The organism is Rhizobacter sp. P5_C2, assembly GCF_054049715.1.
Genome location: NZ_JBFULV010000121.1, coordinates 1 through 17936, shown reverse-complemented (window position 1 = coordinate 17936; position 17936 = coordinate 1). Strand labels below are relative to the sequence as shown.

At 69.1% G+C, this 17936-nt stretch carries 18 protein-coding genes and 1 tRNA gene; 9 read left to right on the top strand and 10 right to left on the bottom strand.

The features are described from left to right. The coding region (locus ACXJLU_RS28795; RefSeq protein WP_457336910.1) for a YfiR/HmsC family protein at nt 1-224 on the bottom strand (224 nt) is incomplete at its 3' end. A gap of 225 nt (nt 225-449) precedes the next feature. Next, nucleotides 450-2186, bottom strand: coding sequence for a beta-1,3-glucanase family protein (locus tag ACXJLU_RS28790; protein WP_457336908.1), 1737 nt, complete (start codon nt 2184-2186; stop codon nt 450-452). 329 nt (nt 2187-2515) lie between these two features. On the opposite strand from ACXJLU_RS28790, the gene ACXJLU_RS28785 reads away from it, so the two are divergent. Next, nucleotides 2516-3235 carry an SDR family NAD(P)-dependent oxidoreductase gene (locus tag ACXJLU_RS28785; RefSeq protein ID WP_457336906.1) on the top strand — a complete coding sequence of 240 codons (720 nt, stop codon included), beginning with the start codon at nt 2516-2518 and terminating at the stop codon, nt 3233-3235. A 16-nt stretch (nt 3236-3251) separates the two neighbouring features. Here ACXJLU_RS28785 and ACXJLU_RS28780 read toward each other — a convergent pair whose 3' ends face one another. Next, the gene (locus ACXJLU_RS28780; protein WP_457336904.1) at nt 3252-3815 is read right to left on the bottom strand and encodes an NADPH-dependent FMN reductase; all 564 of its coding nucleotides are present in this window, start codon (nt 3813-3815) and stop codon (nt 3252-3254) included. Nucleotides 3816-4090: 275 nt separating this feature from the next. Between ACXJLU_RS28780 and ACXJLU_RS28775 the strand changes: the two genes are divergently transcribed. Together ACXJLU_RS28775 and ACXJLU_RS28770 are read left to right on the top strand one after the other, a co-directional pair. Next, nucleotides 4091-4501, top strand: coding sequence for a hypothetical protein (locus tag ACXJLU_RS28775; protein WP_457336902.1), 411 nt, complete (start codon nt 4091-4093; stop codon nt 4499-4501). A 199-nt stretch (nt 4502-4700) separates the two neighbouring features. Further along, complete coding sequence (locus tag ACXJLU_RS28770) at nt 4701-6272, top strand: methyl-accepting chemotaxis protein (RefSeq protein WP_457336900.1); 1572 nt, start codon at nt 4701-4703, stop codon at nt 6270-6272. 81 nt (nt 6273-6353) lie between these two features. Here the strand turns inward: ACXJLU_RS28770 and ACXJLU_RS28765 are convergent. From ACXJLU_RS28765 to ACXJLU_RS28740, 6 genes are all read right to left on the bottom strand, one after another. Next, nucleotides 6354-6429, bottom strand: a tRNA-Thr gene (locus ACXJLU_RS28765). A gap of 27 nt (nt 6430-6456) precedes the next feature. Further along, nucleotides 6457-7494 carry a class 1 fructose-bisphosphatase gene (locus ACXJLU_RS28760; protein ID WP_457336898.1) on the bottom strand — a complete coding sequence of 346 codons (1038 nt, stop codon included), beginning with the start codon at nt 7492-7494 and terminating at the stop codon, nt 6457-6459. Beyond that, nucleotides 7491-10187 (bottom strand): aminopeptidase N, encoded by a 2697-nt coding sequence (gene pepN, locus ACXJLU_RS28755; protein ID WP_457336896.1) that lies wholly within the window; start codon nt 10185-10187, stop codon nt 7491-7493. Before pepN ends, ACXJLU_RS28760 begins: the two co-directional genes overlap by 4 nt. 15 nt (nt 10188-10202) lie before the next feature. Next, nucleotides 10203-10865 (bottom strand): HAD family hydrolase, encoded by a 663-nt coding sequence (locus ACXJLU_RS28750; RefSeq protein ID WP_457336894.1) that lies wholly within the window; start codon nt 10863-10865, stop codon nt 10203-10205. Then, nucleotides 10865-11969 (bottom strand): peptide chain release factor 2 gene (gene prfB, locus ACXJLU_RS28745; RefSeq protein ID WP_143171335.1). Its coding sequence is split into 2 segments (ribosomal slippage): nt 10865-11887 and nt 11889-11969, totalling 1104 coding nucleotides; the frame shifts between segments, so codons are not numbered across the junction. Before prfB ends, ACXJLU_RS28750 begins: the two co-directional genes overlap by 1 nt. Before the next feature lie 77 nt (nt 11970-12046). Continuing rightward, nucleotides 12047-12973 (bottom strand): alpha/beta fold hydrolase, encoded by a 927-nt coding sequence (locus ACXJLU_RS28740; protein ID WP_457336892.1) that lies wholly within the window; start codon nt 12971-12973, stop codon nt 12047-12049. A gap of 129 nt (nt 12974-13102) precedes the next feature. On the opposite strand from ACXJLU_RS28740, the gene ACXJLU_RS28735 reads away from it, so the two are divergent. From ACXJLU_RS28735 to ACXJLU_RS28710, 6 genes are all read left to right on the top strand, one after another. Continuing rightward, the gene (locus tag ACXJLU_RS28735) at nt 13103-13348 is read left to right on the top strand and encodes a hypothetical protein (protein WP_457336890.1); all 246 of its coding nucleotides are present in this window, start codon (nt 13103-13105) and stop codon (nt 13346-13348) included. Between the two features lie 114 nt (nt 13349-13462). After that, entirely contained in the window at nt 13463-14038 is a 576-nt protein-coding gene (locus tag ACXJLU_RS28730; protein WP_457336888.1) for a hypothetical protein, read from the top strand. Beyond that, the gene (locus ACXJLU_RS28725; protein ID WP_457336886.1) at nt 14035-16221 is read left to right on the top strand and encodes a TIR domain-containing protein; all 2187 of its coding nucleotides are present in this window, start codon (nt 14035-14037) and stop codon (nt 16219-16221) included. The genes ACXJLU_RS28730 and ACXJLU_RS28725 overlap by 4 nt, the downstream gene beginning before the upstream one ends. Next, nucleotides 16218-16598, top strand: coding sequence for a hypothetical protein (locus tag ACXJLU_RS28720; protein ID WP_143171333.1), 381 nt, complete (start codon nt 16218-16220; stop codon nt 16596-16598). The genes ACXJLU_RS28725 and ACXJLU_RS28720 overlap by 4 nt, the downstream gene beginning before the upstream one ends. A gap of 242 nt (nt 16599-16840) precedes the next feature. Further along, nucleotides 16841-16966 carry a hypothetical protein gene (locus ACXJLU_RS28715; protein ID WP_457336884.1) on the top strand — a complete coding sequence of 42 codons (126 nt, stop codon included), beginning with the start codon at nt 16841-16843 and terminating at the stop codon, nt 16964-16966. An 85-nt stretch (nt 16967-17051) separates the two neighbouring features. Continuing rightward, nucleotides 17052-17210 carry a hypothetical protein gene (locus ACXJLU_RS28710; RefSeq protein WP_159445377.1) on the top strand — a complete coding sequence of 53 codons (159 nt, stop codon included), beginning with the start codon at nt 17052-17054 and terminating at the stop codon, nt 17208-17210. A gap of 161 nt (nt 17211-17371) precedes the next feature. On the opposite strand, the gene ACXJLU_RS28705 is transcribed toward ACXJLU_RS28710, so the two are convergent. Continuing rightward, a partial coding sequence (locus ACXJLU_RS28705) for a hypothetical protein (protein ID WP_457336882.1) occupies nt 17372-17936 on the bottom strand: 565 nt, incomplete at its 5' end.

Genomic DNA, 17936 nt, shown 5'->3' with positions numbered 1-17936 from the left:
GCCGACGCCAGGTCGCGCACGTCGAGCCGCCAGTGGCGCACGATGCGGCCGTCGAGCGCCTGCACCGCCGGCCGCAACGGGCTGGCGCGGTCGATGCACAGCGCGAGCGACGGTGCCTGCGGCGGCAGCACGTCGGCGGGCCACTCGACGAACAGCAGCAGGTTGAAGACGAGGGTCGCCTTGCGCTCGGCTTCGGCGGCTTCATCGGCCTGTGCCACAGGCATCCAGGCACACGCCGCGGCGCAGGCAAGGGCTGCCAGCTGCTGCGATGCAGGCCGAAGGACCGGAAGTGTGAAGCGATACACGGCGCGGGCGGGTGCACGAATGCACGAAAGCGAAAAGGCGCCGCCCGCGACATGCGGACGGCGCCTTTTCTTATCGGCCCGTGGCCCTCCCGCTTGAGCGCCGGCCGCTAGACACGCGTACCGGCACGGGAGCGGGGACTTACCTTACCAGCCGATCGTCACGATCATGCCGCGCGGGCTCGGGTGCTCCAGCAGCGTGCTCTTGCTGCGCACGTCGTCGTAGGCGAAGCCGTAGGCCAGGCCGTCGATGCTGTGGTCATGCCAGAACTTCGCGTAGTAGTTGGCCGGGCCGGCGGGGTAGTACGCGGCCGAGTTGCTCCATTGCGACGGGTCGACGCTGATCAGCAGGTGGCGGTTGAAGGCGGCGGCGATCTGCGCCTGCACCACCAGCTCCTGCGAATTGCCGCTGGCGAGGTTGCCCGAGGCTTCGAGGATGCCCTGCGTCGTCGGCTTGCCGCGGATGTACAGGTTCTGCGGGCCGCCGTCCTTCGAGAACACGAAGTCGTTGCCGATCACGCGGCCGCGGAAGGTGCCGGCCTCGGCGCTGAACACCAGGTCAGTGCCGGCGTAGCGGCTCCACACCTGGTCGACGTACGACGCGAAGTAGTTGCCCTGCGCGCGACCGGCGCCGAACTGGCCCTTGGCCGGCGCGACGATGCGGTAGGGGCGCTGCACCAGCGCGCGGAACTCGGCCTGCGGCAGCGCTTCGAAGTCGGCGAAGATCTGCGCCCGCGAGGCGTTCTCGCCCAGCGTGCGGTCGTAGCCGTCCTTGCCCAGCAGGCGCGCCTTCAGCGGGAAGCCGAACTGGTCCACGCGCGTGGTGTTGCCGTGGTAGCCGCTGTTGTCGACGGTGAACTCGATCCACTCGAAGTTCACGTCCTGGTTCGGATCGGACGGGTTGTTCAGGTCGGGGCCGGCGAAGCCCAGGCGTCCGTCGCCGGCGGTGTTGATCTTGATGAACATCGGCGAACCCAGGCTGATGAACATGCGGCCCGAGTCGATCTTCGGGATCGAGACCCAGCCGGCGTCGCTCAGCTTGTTGAAGTAGTTCGAGTAGGTCTGGCCGTTCTTCGCGAGGCGGTTGCCGGCGTCGTTGTCGGACAGCGCGGACGGCACCAGGCGGCCGCTCGCGTCGACGTGCGACAGCACGCGCGTCGCCGGGTCGTAGCCGATGATCGACCAGTAGACCTGGTTGTCGGCGAACGTGCCGTTGGTGCTGTTCACCAGCTTGATCGTCATCACGCCGTTGCCCACCGGCAGGTCGACGCTGCCGTTGCCCTGGCGCACGCGGAACGACGACACGATGTCGTTGAAGTTCACGTTGACCAGGTTGGGCGTGTCGGCGCCGAGCGTCAGCGTGCGGCCGCCGAAGTTGACGTCGTCGAACAGGTCGACCTGGTAGCCGCTCTTGACCTTGACCGACGAGACGCGGTCGTTCCAGGTGCCGCCCACCCAGGAATTGTCGGCATCGCCGCAGAACGAGGCGCCCTGGTAGTCGGCGTTCTCGTAGAAGCAGATCGTGCCGGTGGCCGCGGGCGGCGGGGTGGTCGTGCCGCCGCCGACCGTCGCGCTGAAGCGGGCCGAGTCATAGGCCGGCGCGCCGTTGTTGTAGGTGAAGAAATAGCCGAGCGTGTTGCCGTTCGCGACGCCGGTCACCACCTGCTCGTAGCGGGCGGCGCCGCTGTTGTAGCCCATGCGCAGGTTCTGCTGCGGGCCGCCGTTGACCTGGTAGTGGATGTCGACCCAGGTGGTCGCGACGCTCGACTTGAACCAGATCGTCGCGGTGCTGCCCGAACTGGTCACGCCCTGCGTGAAGTCGGCCGCCGCGGCGTGGCCCGCCAGACCGGCCGTGAGCGCGAACGCGGCCACGATCCATCCCAAGAAGCTTCTTGCTTTGCCCAACATGACGTTTCCCCTCGCTGTGTGTATGCCGGCACGGCCGGACGTTCGGGGGCGATTCTCGAAGCGCGGCCGCCAGGGCGGGGCGACGGCTTGCAACCAATTGCGAGGGGATTCAGAAAGCGCTTTCACGAACGACCGTGCGATCGGATGCGGCATCGCTCACAGGTGGCGGGCGGGTCTGCCCGGTTCGGCGAGGGGTGGGTGTCCCGGGAACAATCGGTTGCAAATGAGGGCGGGGCGCTGCGCGAACCGCGACAATCGCCGCCTTCGTCCCTCTCTCTTGTTCGTATTCCCTCGAGGACCTGCGCATGACTTCTTCGATTTCTTCCCGCGTGGTGCTGGTCGCCGGCGGCACCGGCGCGCTCGGTGGCGCGGTGACGCAGGCCTTCGTCGACACCGGCGCGACGGTGCTGGTCACCTACCGGCAGCGCAAGTCGTTCGATGCGCTGCAGAAGCAGCTGCGCGCCGGTGCGGTGCCGGTCGAAGGCATCGAGCTCGATGCGAGCGACGAGGCCGCGGTGCGCGAGGCCGTCGCGGCCTGCCTGGCGCGCCACGGGCGGCTGGATGCGATGGTCAACGCGATCGGCGGCTGGGCCGGCGGCGTGAAGCTGTGGCAGCAGGACGCGGCCGCGTTCGACCAGATGATCGACCTGAACCTGCGCGCCACGCATGCGCTGCTGCGCGCCGTGGTGCCGGCGATGCAGGCGCGCGGCGCCGGCGCGCTGGTCAACGTGGCAGCGATGTCGGGGCTGGTGCCGGCGGCCGGCTCGGCGGTGTATTCGGCCGCGAAGGCCGCGGTACTCGCGCTGATGACGGCCCTGGCCGAGGAGCTGCGCGGCAGCGGCGTGCGGGCCAACTCGGTGCTGCCCGGCACCATCGACACGCCGGCCAACCGCAGCGCGATGCCGACCGCCGACGCCACCCAGTGGACCTCGCCGCAGGACATCGCCCGCGTGATCGTCTTCCTGTGCAGCGACGATGCGCGCGCCGTGCACGGCGCGGCGATCCCGGTGCGCGGCGGCGCCTGACGCCGCTCGGCGCCGGTCAGCGCCGCTGGCGCTGGATCCAGGCCTCGAACTTCTGCAGCAGCTGCGTGCAGAACTCGCGCGTCTTCTCGTCGCTGATCTCGCCGTTCGGCCCGAGCAGCTTCGCGACATTCCCGATGTAGGCCTCCGGCTGCTGCAGCACCGGCATGTCGAGGAACACCAGGCACTGCCGCAGGTGGTGGTTGCTGCCGAAGCCGCCGATCGCGCCGGGCGAACAGCTCACCACCGCCGCCGGCTTGCCCGACCAGACGCTCTTGCCATACGGGCGCGAGCCGACATCGATCGCGTTCTTCAGCCCGCCGGGGATCGAGCGGTTGTACTCGGGCGTCGCGAACAGCACCGCATCGGCCCGCGAGACCCGCTCGCGGAAGGCCTTCCACGCGGCGGGCGGGGCGGCCTCGCCGTCTTCGTCGTAGAGCGGCAGGTCGCCGATGCCGACGATCTCGATCTTCAACGACGGTGGGGCCAGCGGCGTGAACGCGTTCACCAGCGCGCGCGTGAACGATGCGCGCCGCAGGCTGCCGACGATCGCGACGACATCGAGAGGGGAGGGGCTGCTCATGCGGTGTTCTCCTTGAAGTGATCAGGACGCGAGCCCCGCAGGCTACCCCTTGCCGCGCCGGCGCGCCATTGTTGCGATCGCGGCAATGATCAATTCACCAAATGGCCGTCGATGAATTCAGGGTTAACCACTAGAGTTCACCCCATCGACTCTTTGTCTCCCCAGATGACCGGTCGAGTTCGAACGAGCCGGACACGCGATGAAGGCGTGGCGACCCGCAAGAAACAAGCCCCAACGATCTTTCACTTGCCACCTTCAAGCTCAAGGAACTCATCATGAACAGCAAGCTTTTCATCGCCGCCTCCCTCGCCCTTGCCGCCGTCCACGGCGCTGCGCTGGCCGAAACCTCGTCGTATGCCGAAAGAATGCGCCTGATCGGCCGCACTGCCCAAGCCGGTGAACAGGCTCCCGCCCACTTCGTCGACAGCAGCACCGGCAAGCTGCAGAGCGCCGCCGAACAACGCGCCGCCCATGTCGCCCGCATGAACCTGATCGGCCGCACCGCCGCCTACGGCGAAACCTCGGCAGCAGCGGTCGGCGACACCTTCGCCGGCAGCGCGCAACAGCAGTTCGAACAGCGCATGAAGCTGATCGGCCGCTCGGTGGGCCAAGGCGAACTGGCCGGCTACAACGTCGAAGTCAACAACCAGCTGAGCGCCCAACGCGCTTCACGCTCGGCGCAATGAACCCGGCGGCCTGAGCGCCGCTGTCGACCCCGCGCCCCGCGTCGGCTTCTGCCGCGCGGGGCGTTCTTCATCCCGACGCCGGTTGCCGCGGTGTGCAATACGGGACGTTTGTGTGCTTCATGCCGGTTCATCCGTCGTCGATATCGCCTTCAGTACGCCGGTAGTGGCCTTCCGCCGCAGCGTCCTCGGGATGATCACGATGAATTTCCTCGGCAACTTCACGATCGGCAAACGGCTCGGCGCCGGCTTCCTGATCACGATCACGGTGGCGGTCGCGATGGCGCTGGCAGCCCGGCAGCAGATGGCGACGATCAGCCAGCAGGTCGGCGACCTGACGCGCGACGAGATGGACAAGGTCGTCCAGCTGTCGCACATGAAGGACAACCAGAACGTGATCGCGCGCGGCGTGCGCAACATCGTGCTGCTGACCGACAAGGCCGTCATGCAGGCCGAGAAGAAGCGCATCGAGGAGATGCGCGCGAAGAACGCCGAGATCATCGCGGGCCTCGAGGCCACGGTGCACAGTGCGTCGACCCGCGAACTGCTGAACGCGGTGTCGCAGACGCTGCCGCCGTATGAGCAGGCGGTCGACAAGGCGATCGCGCTCGGCTTCGCCGACGACGATGCCGCCGCGACGAAATTCCTGCTGAACGACGTGCGGCCGATGCAGACCGCCTACTTCAAGGCGGTGGATGCACTGGTCGAGGCGCAGCAGCAGGAGATGCGCCAGGTGGCGAGCGACATCCAGGCCGCGGCCCGCGCCGACAGCCTGCTGATGCTCGGCCTGGCCGGCCTCGCCGCCGGCTTCGGCGCGCTGATCGCCTGGGCCGTCACCCGCTCGATCGTGCGGCCGCTGAAGCAGGCGGCGGCACTTGCCGACCAGGTCAGCGAGGGCGACCTGAGCACGACGCTGACGGTCGACTCGCACGATGAAACCGGCCACCTGCTGCGTGCGCTGCAGCGCATGCGCGACAGCCTGGTGCAGATCGTCGGCAGCGTGCGCGGCAATGCCGAGAGCGTGGCCACCGCCAGCTCGCAGATCGCGCAGGGCAACCTCGACCTGAGCCAGCGCACCGAAGAGCAGGCGAGCGCGCTGCAGCAGACCGCGGCGACGATGGAAGAACTGAACGTCACGGTGCGCAGCAATGCCGACAACGCCCGCCAGGCCAACCAGCTGGCGCTGGGCGCGGCGAGTGCGGCGAACGACGGTGGTGCCGCGGTGAGCCGCGTGGTCGACACGATGCGCGGCATCCAGGCGTCGTCGAAGAAGATCGTCGACATCATCGGCGTGATCGACGGGATCGCCTTCCAGACCAACATCCTCGCGCTGAACGCGGCGGTCGAGGCGGCGCGTGCCGGCGAGCAGGGCCGCGGTTTCGCGGTGGTGGCCGCCGAAGTGCGCACGCTGGCCCAGCGCAGCGCGTCGGCGGCGCGCGAGATCAAGACGCTGATCGGCCACAGCGTCGCGCAGGTCGAGCAGGGCACGACGCTGGTCGACCAGGCGGGGCATTCGATGCAGCAGATCGTCGCGGCGATCCAGCGCGTCAGCGACATCGTCGGCGAGATCAGCTCGGCGGCGGTCGAGCAGAGCTCGGGCGTGTCGCAGGTCGGCGAGGCGGTGTCGCAGATGGACCAGGCGACGCAGCAGAACGCGGCGCTGGTGGAAGAGGGCGCGGCGGCGGCCGAGAGCCTGAAGCAGCAGGCGCGCATGCTGGTGGAGGCGGTCGCGGTGTTCAAGCTGAGCGGCGCGTCAATGGCGATGTCGGCCTGAACAACTCAGCCTGAACGGGCACAAAAAAAGCCGCTGTGAAGCGGCTTTTCTTGATCCGGCCCCCGGAAGGGCCAGCGATGTTGGTGCCGGTGAGAAGAGTCGAACTCCCGACCTTCGCATTACGAATGCGCTGCTCTACCAACTGAGCTACACCGGCGTGAAGCCAGCGAGTATAGCGTGGCTTTCAGCCGTTTTCGCGGTGGTACGCCGTGATGCGTTCAACTTCGTTCTTCGAACCCAGGATCACGCTCACGCGCTCGTGCAACGCGGTCGGCTGCAGGTCGAGGATGCGCTGCCCCGCATTGGTCGCCGCGCCGCCGGCCTGCTCGACGATGAAGGCCATCGGGTTCGCCTCGTACATCAGCCGCAGCTTGCCGGCCTTCTTCGGCTCGCGCTTGTCCCACGGGTACATGAACACGCCGCCGCGCGTCAGGATGCGGTGCACGTCGGCCACCATGCTGGCGATCCAGCGCATGTTGAAGTCCTTGGCGCGCGGGCCGCTGCTGCCGGCCAGGCATTCCTCGACATAGCGCTGCATCGGCGGCGCCCAGTGCCGCAGGTTGCTCATGTTGATCGCGAATTCCTTCGTGTCTTCCGGGATCTTCGCGCCGTCCTGCGTCAGCAGCCAGGCGCCTTCCTCGCGGTCGAGCGTGAAGATCGCGACGCCATCGCCCACCGTCAGCACCAGCATCGTCTGCGGGCCGTACACGCAGTAGCCGGCGGCGACCTGCTGCGAGCCGGGCTGCAGGAAATCGGCCTCGCTGACACCAACCGTCGCTCCGGCGCTGGTCTCGGGCTTCTTCAGCACCGAGAAGATCGTGCCGATGCTGACGTTGACGTCGATGTTGCTCGAGCCGTCGAGCGGGTCGAACAGCAGCAGGTACTCGCCCTGCGGGAAGCGGTTGGGCACCACGTAGATGCCCTCCATCTCCTCGCTGGCCATCGCCGCGAGGTGGCCGCCCCATTCGTTGGCCTCGATCAGCACCTCGTTGGCGATGATGTCGAGCTTCTTCTGCATCTCGCCCTGCACGTTCTCGGTCTCGGCGCTGCCGAGCACGCCGCCGAGGGCGCCCTTGTTGACGCTGATGCTGATGCGCTTGCAGGCGCGCGCCACCACTTCGATCAGCAGCCGCAGCTGCGACGGGATGTTGCCGTGGCTGCGCTGCTGCTCGATCAGGTACTGCGTCAGGCTGATGCGTTTCGGAGTCAGGCGCTGCGTCATGCCGCGACCTCGCCGGATTGCAGCGCCCGGCCGACGATCTCGCGCACGTCGTTCGACAAATCGGCCTTGGCCGCGACGCGCTTCAGCGCCTCGCCGGCGGCGGTGCGGTAGGGCTCGGCCAGGTTGCTCCAGCGGTCCATCACGCGGGCCACGCGCGCGGCGAGCTGCGGGTTCAGGCTGTCGAGCTCGATCATGCGGTCGGCCCAGAACACGTAGCCGGCCGCATCGCTGCGGTGGAAGGCGGCCGGGTTCAGCATGCACAGCGCGCTGATCAGGCTGCGCGCCCGGTTCGGGTTCTTCAGCGAGAAGTCCGGGTGCTGCAGCAGCTGCTTGGCGCGCGTGAACACGCGGCCATCCTTCTCGGGGGCGCCGGCCTGCAGCGCGAACCACTTGTCGATGACCAGCGGTTCGGTCTTGAAGATCTCGTGGAAGCGTTGCAGCGCCGGCTCGGCCAGCTCGGCATGGGCATGCACCAGCGCGGCCAGCGCGCCCAGCCGGTCGGTCATGTTGCCGGCGTCCTTGAAGCGCTGGTAGGCGCGGCCCGGCCACACGGTGTCACCGCGGCGCGTCGCGTCGAGGCACAGCATCGCGAGCGCCAGGTTGGCCAGCGCGCGCTTGCCGGAAGACACCGGGTCGGGTGAGTAGCCGCCGCGCACCTGGTGCGTGTCGAAGGCCCACTGCCAGTCGTCGCGCAGCGCCTGCGCGAGCTGCAGCTTCATCGATTCGCGCGCCGCGTGGATGCGCTGCGGGTCGACCACCTGGAGCTGCTCGGCGACGTAGGTCTCGCTCGGCAGCGTCAGCGCCAGTTCCTTGAACGCGGCATCGAGCTCGGCATGCCGCAGCACCGCACGCATCGCCTCGATGAAGGCGGCATCGAGCGGCTGCGGCTGCTCGGTCGCCACCGCGGCCAGCAGGCGGTTCAGCGCCAGGCGCTGGCCGGCTTCCCAGCGGTTGAACGGGTCGCTGTCGTGCTTCAGCAGCACCAGCAGGTCCTCATCGGACAGATGATCGATCAGCATGACCGGCGCCGAGAAGCCGCGCAGCAGCGACGGCACCGGTTCCACGTCGATGTTGACGAAGGTGAAGAAGCTGCGCGACTCGTGCAGCACCAGCACGCGCTCGGTGCCGCCGGCGGCGGCTTCGCCTTCCAGCTGCAGCGGCAGCGGCCGGCCGTCGCGGCCGATCAGCCCCATCGCGACCGGGATCACGTTCGACTCCTTGGTCACCTGCCCCGGCGACGGCAGGCAGCTCTGCTCGATGCCCAGCGTGTAGGTGCGCGACGGCGCGTCGTAGCGGCCGCGGGCGTTGACGCGCGGCGTGCCGGCCTGGCTGTACCAGCGCTTGAACTGCGCCAGGTGCTTCGCCAGTTCGCTGTCGGGGTTGGCGTCGGCGATGGCCTGCGCGAAGTCGTCGCAGGTCACGGCCTGGCCGTCGTGGCGTGCGAAGTACAGCGTGATGCCGCGCGCGAAGCCTTCGCGGCCCACCAGCGTCTGCATCATCCGCACCACCTCCGAGCCCTTCTCGTAGATGGTCGCGGTGTAGAAGTTGTTGATCTCGACGTAGCTGTCCGGGCGCACCGGGTGGGCCATCGAGCCGGCGTCTTCGGGGAACTGGATCTGGCGCAGCTGGCGCACGTCCTCGATGCGCTTGACGGCGCGGGCCGTCGGGCTGCCGGCCATGTCCATGCTGAATTCCTGGTCGCGGAAGACCGTCAGGCCCTCCTTCAGGCTCAGCTGGAACCAGTCGCGGCAGGTGATGCGGTTGCCGGTCCAGTTGTGGAAGTACTCGTGGCCGACCACGCTCTCGATGCCGGCGTAATCCACGTCGGTGGCGGTCGCCGGGTTGGCGAGAACGAACTTCGTGTTGAAGATGTTCAGGCCCTTGTTCTCCATCGCGCCCATGTTGAAGTCGCCGACCGCGACGATCATGAAGCGCTCCAGGTCCAGCGGCAGCTTGAAGCGGGCCTCGTCCCACACCACGCTCGCGATCAGCGAGTTCATCGCGTGCTCGGTCTTCTCGAGGTCGCCGCGGCGCACGTACACCTGCAGCAGGTGGTCCTTGCCCGAGCGGGTGCGGATGTGCTGCTCGCGCGCGACCAGGTCGGCCGCGACCAGCGCGAACAGGTAGCTCGGCTTCGGGAACGGGTCGTGCCACTTCGCGAAGTGGCGGCCGTTGTCGAGCTCGCCCTGTTGCACCAGGTTGCCGTTCGACAGCAGCACCGGGAAGGCCTTCTTGTTCGCCTTCAGCGTCACGGTGTAGACCGCCATCACGTCCGGGCGGTCGAGGAAGTAGGCGATGCGGCGGAAGCCCTCGGCCTCGCACTGCGTGAAGAAGCCGCCACCCGAGGTGTACAGGCCCGACAGCTGCGTGTTCTTCTCGGGCGCGCAGGTGTTGCGGATCTCGAGCGTGAACTCGCCGGCCGGCACGTCGGACAGGCTGTCGATCACCAGCATGCCGTCTTCATGGCGGAACGACACCGATTCGCCGTTGACCAGCACGCGCGTCAGCGTCAGGTCTTCGCCATGCAGGCGCAGCGGCTGCGGCGGCAGCGCGGTGTTGCGCTCCATCGTCATGCGGTTGATGACCAGCGTCTTGGCCGGGTCGAGGTCGAACGTCAGGTCGACGGTGCGGATCCAGAACGCCGGGGCGGTGTAGTCCTCGCGGCGGATCAGCGGTGCAGTGCCTTCACGCATGGTGTTCTTCTTTCGTCAGGGCTGATGGATCGGGAAGGTGAGCCGGATGTCGAGCAGGTCAGGGACCACGGCGACGACGTTGTCGAAGCCGGCGAAGGCGTCGGCGCCCATCGTCGTGGTCAGCGCGACGGCCTTCATGCCGGCGCGGCGCGCGGCCTCGACGCCGAGCGGCGCGTCCTCGAAGACCAGGCATTCGGCCGGGCTCACGCCGAGGCGCTTCGCGGCCTCGAGGAAGATGTCCGGGTGCGGCTTGCCGCGCAGGCCGTCGGCCGGGCTGACGGTGGTCTGCACCTTGTCGCCGATGCCGAAGCGGTCGTAGGCGAGCGCGATGTTCTGCGGCGTCGACGCGGTGCACACCGCGAGCTTCAGGCCGAGGCCGGCCGCGCGGTCGAGCAGCTCGTGCGTGCCGGCGATCAACCCGAGCCGGGTGGCGGCGATGTCGCGGTAGATCGCCTCCTTCTCGGCGGCGAGCGCGGCGTAGTCGTCACCGCTGCGGCCGGGCAGCATGTCGGTGAAGATCTCGACGTTGCTGCGCCCGGCCGTCTCGAGGAAGAAGCGCTCGGCGTCGATCGTCAGCTCGCGCCGCCGGTGCCACTCGACCCAGGCGGTGTGGTGGTGCGGCATGCTGTCGATCAGCGTGCCGTCCAGGTCGAAGAGCAGGGCCTTCAGCTGCGTCATCAGATGCCCTGCTTCAGGCTGGCGGTGATGAGCTGGTCGAGGTCGCCATCCAGCACCTTCTGGGTGTTGGAGATTTCCACGTTGGTGCGCAGGTCCTTGATGCGGCTCTGGTCGAGCACGTAACTGCGGATCTGGTGGCCCCAGCCGACGTCGGTCTTGGTGTCTTCCAGCTTCTGCTGCTCTTCCATGCGCTTGCGCATCTCATGGTCGTACAGGCGCGAGCGCAGCCGCTTCCAGGCCACGTCGCGGTTGCTGTGCTGGCTGCGGCCGTCCTGGCACTGCACGACGATGCCGGTCGGGATGTGCGTGAGGCGCACCGCCGAATCGGTCTTGTTGATGTGCTGGCCGCCGGCGCCGCTGGCGCGGAAGGTGTCGGTGCGCACGTCCGACGGGTTGATGTCGATCTCGATCGTGTCGTCGACCTCGGGGTAGACGAACACGCTCGCGAAGCTGGTGTGGCGCCCGCCCGCGGAGTCGAACGGGCTCTTGCGCACGAGGCGGTGCACGCCGGTCTCGGTGCGCAGCAGGCCGAACGCGTACTCGCCCTCGATCTTGATCGTGGCGCTCTTGATGCCGGCGATTTCGCCGTCGGACTGGTCCTCGACCGTCGCCTTGAAATCCTTGCGCTCGGCGTACTTCAGGTACTGGCGCAGCAGCATGCCGGCCCAGTCGCAGGCCTCGGTGCCGCCGGCGCCGGCCTGGATGTCGAGGAAGCAGTTGAGCGGGTCGGCCGGGTTGTTGAACATGCGGCGGAACTCGAGCCCGTCGACGATCTCGGCCAGCTTGGCGGTCTCGGCCTCGATGGCCTGCAGGCCGTCGGTGTCGCCCTCGGCCTTCGACATCTCGTACAGCTCGGAGTTGTCGGCCAGGTTGCCGGTCAGGTGGTCGATGGTCTCGACGACCTGCTCGAGCGTGCGCTTCTCGCGCCCCAGCTCCTGCGCGCGCTTCGGCTCGTCCCAGACCTTGGGGTTCTCGAGCGCGGCGTTGACTTCGTTCAGTCGCAGTGCTTTGCGATCGTAGTCAAAGATACCCCCGGAGGCCGACCGTGCGCTCGGTCAGGTCGGCCAGGGTGTTGCCGATGGCATTGATGTGTTCGACGTCCATGGTGCAGTTCCCGTGTGTGTTTTGTGAATCGCGGGATTTTCGCACGCAGCGCATGCCCGCACGGGCGAGGCGGCCGGTCAGGCCTGGAGGAAACGCGCCAGATGGGCGGCCAGCGCCTCCGGCTGGTCGTGGTGCAGCATGTGCCCGGCCGGCGACAGCACCTGGCGCTCGACCTGCGGCACTTGCGCGAGGCGGGCGTCGAAGTCGCTGCGCGGGTAGCGGTCGCCCCACCACTTGGAGACGTCGGTGCGGTCGCCCTCGACCCACAACAGCGGCGCGGCGATGCGCTGCCAGCAGGCCAGCACCTCGTCCTTTTGATAGAGCACCGGGTTGGCGCGCTTGTGGGCCGGGTCGCCGAGGATGTGCCAGCGGCCGTCCTCGGCCTGGCGCGACCAGTGGCCGGCCAGCCAGGCCGCGCGGTCCTCGCGCAGCAGCGGGTTGGTCTTGCGCAGCCGGTCGGCGACCGCCTGCAGGCTGTCGTAGGGGCGCAGTTCCATCGGCTGCTTCAACTCGTCCAACCATTGCAGGTAGCGTTTCGGCGCCTGCGCCGGGCGGGTGGCCGGCAGGCCGAAGCCCTCCAGGTTGACGAGCCGGCGGATGCGCTCGGGCCGCACGCCGGCATAGACCATCGCGACGTTGCCGCCCATGCTGTGGCCGAGCAGGTCGATCGCGGCGGCCGGACCTGCCACCGAATCCACCAGCGCATCGAGGTCGCCGAGGTAGTCGGGGAACCAGTAGCAGTCGCCGCCGCCCGGGTCGCTGAGGCCGAAGCCGCGCCAGTCGGGCGCGATCACGTGGCGGTCGGCGCCTTCGATCGCCGCCAGCGCATCGACGGCGAACTGGAACGACGCGCCGACGTCCATCCAGCCGTGCAGCATCACGAGCGTCGGCCGCGCGGGGCTGGCCTGGCCGGCGTCGCCCCATTCGTGCAGGTGGTAGCGCAGGCCGCGCAGGTCGACGAAGCGGCTGCGGCCGGGGCGTGTGGGGAGGTAGGGGGACGACATGGCCGCCGATCTTAGGAGCTTGCCCGCCGCCGCGCTGTCCGCCCAGGGACAGCGGCGGCCTTCGCGGCTTCAGGACAATTCAGCCGCGCTTCAGGACGGCAGGCCGGTGCAGCGCCGACCATCGGGGCCATGAAACCGATGCGCCCGCTCTTCATCCTGCACACCCCCCAGCTGCGTTTTGCCGCGGCCGTTCTCGGGGTCGCAGCGCTGTTCGCGGGCTTCCATGCGCTCGCGACGCCGGCGCCACTCGTGATTTCTTGCGCACTTCCCACCGCTGCCGGCCATGCACGCACCACGCAGTCATCCGGCACGGGGTCAACGCGCCCTATGCTCGGGGACGAGGCCATGTCCGCAGTGAAGGAAAAACTGGACTGACCTGTGCCGTTCTGCAGTAGCGACGTGAGGGAGCCCGAGGGGATCGCGATGCCGGCACCGTGCCACAAGCGGCAGCCGGCGAGGGGGCTGCACGTCGGTGTCACGGGGCATCGCTTGAATCGCATCTCACAACATCAGCTGGACCTGATCACGCCGCAGATCGAGCCGGTGCTCGCCCACCTGGCGAGCGCATCGCGCTGCATCGAGCCGGTGCTGCTGTCGAACCTGGCCGAAGGCAGCGACCGCCACCTCGCGCGGCTCGGCCTGCAGGTCGGCTACACGCTGCACGCGGTGCTGCCGCGCCCGCGCGACGACTACGCCCGCGGCTTCAGCAGCGCCGCATCGCGCCGCGAGTACCGGGCGCTGCTCGACGACGCAGCGCGCATCACCGAGCTGCGCGKGCCGCTGCGCGTGGCCGGGCGCACCTACCTGCGCGCCGGGCATGCCTTGCTCGACCGCGCCGACCTGCTGCTCGCGCTGTGGGACGGCGCGCCGTCACGCGGCACCGGCGGCACCGCCGACGTGGTCGACGAAGCCGTCCGGCGCCGCATCCCGGTGCTGCACCTGTCGACCCGGCCGCGCCAGCGCCCGCGGCTGCTGTGGCCGCGCGCCGGCGGCACGCTGGAGCAGAGCTGCGACCGCCGCCGGCTCGACGCGGTGCTCGCGCACGTGCGGGACACGCGGCGATGAGCGCCGAGGATTCGCTGCCCGCCTCGCCGACCGCCCCTTCGCCCCGCTACGGGGCGTTCATCAGCTACAGCCACCACGACAAGCTGGTGGCGCGCCGACTGCAGCGGCAGCTCGAGACCTACCGCCTGCCGAAGCGGCTGGTCGGGCGCGCGACGCCGCAGGGGCCGGTGCCGGCGCGGTTGTCGCCGCTGTTCCGCGACCGTGACGAGCTGAACGCCGGCGCCGACCTGAAGGCGAGCGTGCAGGAGGCGCTCGCGGCCAGCCGCTGGCTGATCGTCGTCTGCTCGCCGGACGCGGCGCGATCGCCGTGGGTCAACCGCGAGATCATCGAGTTCAAGCGCCTGCATGGCGAAGGCCGGGTGCTGGCGCTGATCGCCGCGGGCGAACCGTTCGCGAGCAACACGCCGGGCCGCGAGGCGAGCGAGTGCTTCCCGCCTGCGCTGCGCTTCGCGCTGACGGCCGATGGGCGGGCCGAGGGCGAACCGCTGGAGCCGATCGCGGCCGACCAGCGCGCCGAGGGCGACGGCCCGCGCCGCGCGGCGCTGAAGCTGCTGGCCGGCATGGTCGGCGTCGGCTTCGACGACCTGGTGCAGCGCGACACGCAGCGCCGGCTGCGCTGGTTGGCGGGAATCGCGAGCGCCTCGGCCGTCGGCGTGGTGGTGTTCGCGCTGCTCGCGGTGCTGGCGGTGCGGGCGCGCAACGAGGCGCAGCACCAGCGCGCGCAGGCCGAGGGCCTGATCGAGTTCATGCTCGGCGACCTGCGCAAGAAGCTGGAGCCGGTGGGCCGGCTGGAGGTGCTGGATTCGGTGGGCGAGAAGGCGCTCGCGTACTACGGCGCGCAGGAGGCCGAGGTGCTGGATTCGACCGCGCTCGGGCACCGGTCGAGGGCGATGCACCTGATCGGCGAGATCCGGCAATTGCGCGGCAACGCCGCGCAGGCCCAGGAGGTGTTCGAGCGCGCGGCGCAGACCACGGCCCAGTTGCTGGCCCAGGCGCCGGGCGACAGCCAGCGCCTGTTCGAGCATGCGCAGAGCGTGTTCTGGGTCGGCCAGGCGGCGTGGAAGCGTGGGGACGTGCGCACCGCGGAGGCCCGGCTCACGGAGTACCGGACGCTGTCGGAGCAACTGGTGCGCATCGACCCGTCCAACCTGGACTGGCGCGCCGAGGTCGCCTTTGCGCATGTCAACCTGGGCACTGTGCTGCTGGGCACGAACCGGCCGGGGCCGGCCCTCGAATCGCTGCAGGCGGCACGCGATCTCCTGCAGCAGATCGCGCAGAGCCGGCCGGCGGTGAGGTTCGAGCTGGCGCAGGCGCTCGGCTGGCGCGCGATCGGCTACGAGATGCTGGGCGACTACGAGCGTGCCTTGGCGGAGCAGCGCGAGAAGCTGGCGCTGTTCCGCGGCATGCCGGAGGTCGACAGGAACAAGACGGCACAGCGCGGCATCCAGAATGCGCTCAACGCGACCAGCCAGTACCAGCTGGCGCTGGGGCGGCCCACCGAGGCCACCGAGGATGCGGCGGCCAGCCTGCGCATCGCGGACAGGCTGTCGAACGAAGACCCGGCCAATCTTTTCTGGAAGGGCGACGCCTGCTTCGCCCGGCTGCGCGTCGCCGAGGTCCTGCTCGCCCGGCAGCGCGTGGCCGAGGCCCGCGGCGAGTGGGCGCAGGCCTCCGAATGCGGTGCCCAGGTGCGCTCGACCAACAGCAGCAACCCGCTCTACGCGGTGCGGTTGCGCGCGCGCGAGCTGGCACTGGCGGCGCAGCTGGCCGAGCCGAAGGATCGATCGGCGGTGGCCGTGCGCATCGACAGTTTCCTCAACGATCCCGCGGCGCGTCTGGGCGCCGGCACGCCGGACCGCGCCAAGCATGCTGTGTTCGTCGCCCAGGCGGCGCTCGGCCTGGGCGAGTTGCGAGCCGAGGACGACCCCGACGCGGCACGCGCCGCGTGGCGGCGCGCCGCCGACGAGCTGGCGCCCTTTGCCGACATGGCCGATGGCGCGATCCTCACCCCGCTCGCCTGGGCGAAGTTCCGCCTCGGGGATCTCGCGGCGGCCCATGCCCTGGCCGAGCGGATCGAACGTTCCACCTATCGACACCCCGCGTATGTCGAGTTTGCCAACAAGCTGCGTGCCGCGCGGGGCGGCAGTGCGGTCTCCAACCCTTCATCAGGAGCCAGGTCATGAGTGAAAATCCGAGCGCAGTGCGCACCCCCATCGTCCGCGTCGTGGGCTTTCGCGACATAGACAACAAATTGAAGGCCAGCGCGACGCCCGAGGTGCTCTACATGGCGGACTACGGCGCGGGGCCCTTGACCATCGTGTTCTCGCTGGTCACCCAGAACATGGAATTCGACAACCCGCCCGTCATCTTCAACACCTTGTCGGGGAATCCGTTCGGCACGCCGATGATCGACCCGCAGGACCCGAGCCGCTGCCTGGTGAGCAACCTGAACAACAACGGCGAGGCGTATTCGTACACCGTGTTCATCAAGCAGACCGGCTTGAATGGTCCGACGGACAAGGCGAGTTTCGATCCGGTGATCCAGAACGACAACACCTGAATCCGCGGCTGCCCGGGGGAGGCTTCTCACCGAGGCCGGGCCCTCAGGCAGCCGTTGCCCTGTCCCACAGCGCCACGACGTCGGCCTCGCCCAGCGCGGCACCGGTCGACGTCGACTCGGCACGCAGGGCGGGCGGCAGCGAGTCGATCATCGATTGCACCGTCTCCCGGCGCGGCGAGCGCCGGATCCCCTCCGGTTCGCCGCGGCGCCGGGGCGCGCTTGCTGCGCAGCGAATCGACCCGTTGGTGGCCGAGGTACACCGCCTCGTCGACCTCGCCCATCGCCAGCGCCAGGTCGGCCATGTCCGCGAAATCGCCTCGGGCTTGACCGGCAGCTTCGATCCCGTGATCCAGAACAAAAACCGCTGAGCTGTCCGACCTGTCGTCGATACTTCGACAGGCGCGCCGGGTTCCCGACGCGCCGTCTTTCCCCTCAACTCAACACGGAGCAGAAATGACACCTTTGGTCAACGTGAACGGCGAGCTGGACGGTCTGGCGGCGGATGTACCGAGCACCGAACCCATGCAGGCACCTTCCTCGACGCGAGAACTCGATCCGGACGAACTCCGGGCGGTGTGCGGCGGGCCTGTCGTCCAGAACGACACCAGGTGAATGACCTGGCCTCGGCAATTGTCGAGTGATGAATTGCGGGCCGTGACGGGTGCTCCGGTGATTCAAGACGACAACACCTGAGTCACGTTCGTCCGGTCGAGCGCCCGCCTCGCGCGGGCGCCGTGCATCGTGGCTGGCGAAAAGGTGAATCCGCCAGCGCTTCAATCGCCGGCCGACGTGCCATTCCACAACGACACGATTGCCTTCTCGGTGAGGCGCGCGCCCGCAATGGACGCAAGGTCCGCTGCCGCCGGGGTCAGCGCGGCCAGCAGGGGCTGCAGCTGTTGCCTCGCCTGTGCACGCTGCCCGGCCCGCGGCTCGTCGCGATGCCGGTACACCGCATCGGACCAGGCGGCCAGCTGCGCCGCTGTCTTGAGCCGGTTGCGGCAGGCAGCCAGCCACGCCAAGGTATCGATCGCCTGCCACAGCAAGCCGCAATCGCTCGCCAGTTGCACCAGGTCGTGGGCCAGCGCTGCCGCATCGTCGATCGACCCACGCACCAGCAGCGCCTGCATCAGGTTCAGCTGCGCCGTGCAAAGCGTTGCCGGCGCGCGCTTGCCGCGCAGCGAATCGACCAGCTGGTGGCCGAGGTACACCGCGTCGTCGACCTCGCCCATCGCGAGTGCCAGGTCGGCCAGGTGCGAGCGGGCGCGCAACGCGCCGCGCTCGTCGCCCGCCGCGAGCCGCAGGCCGAGCTCGACCTCGCGGGCGGCCCGGCTGTCGGCC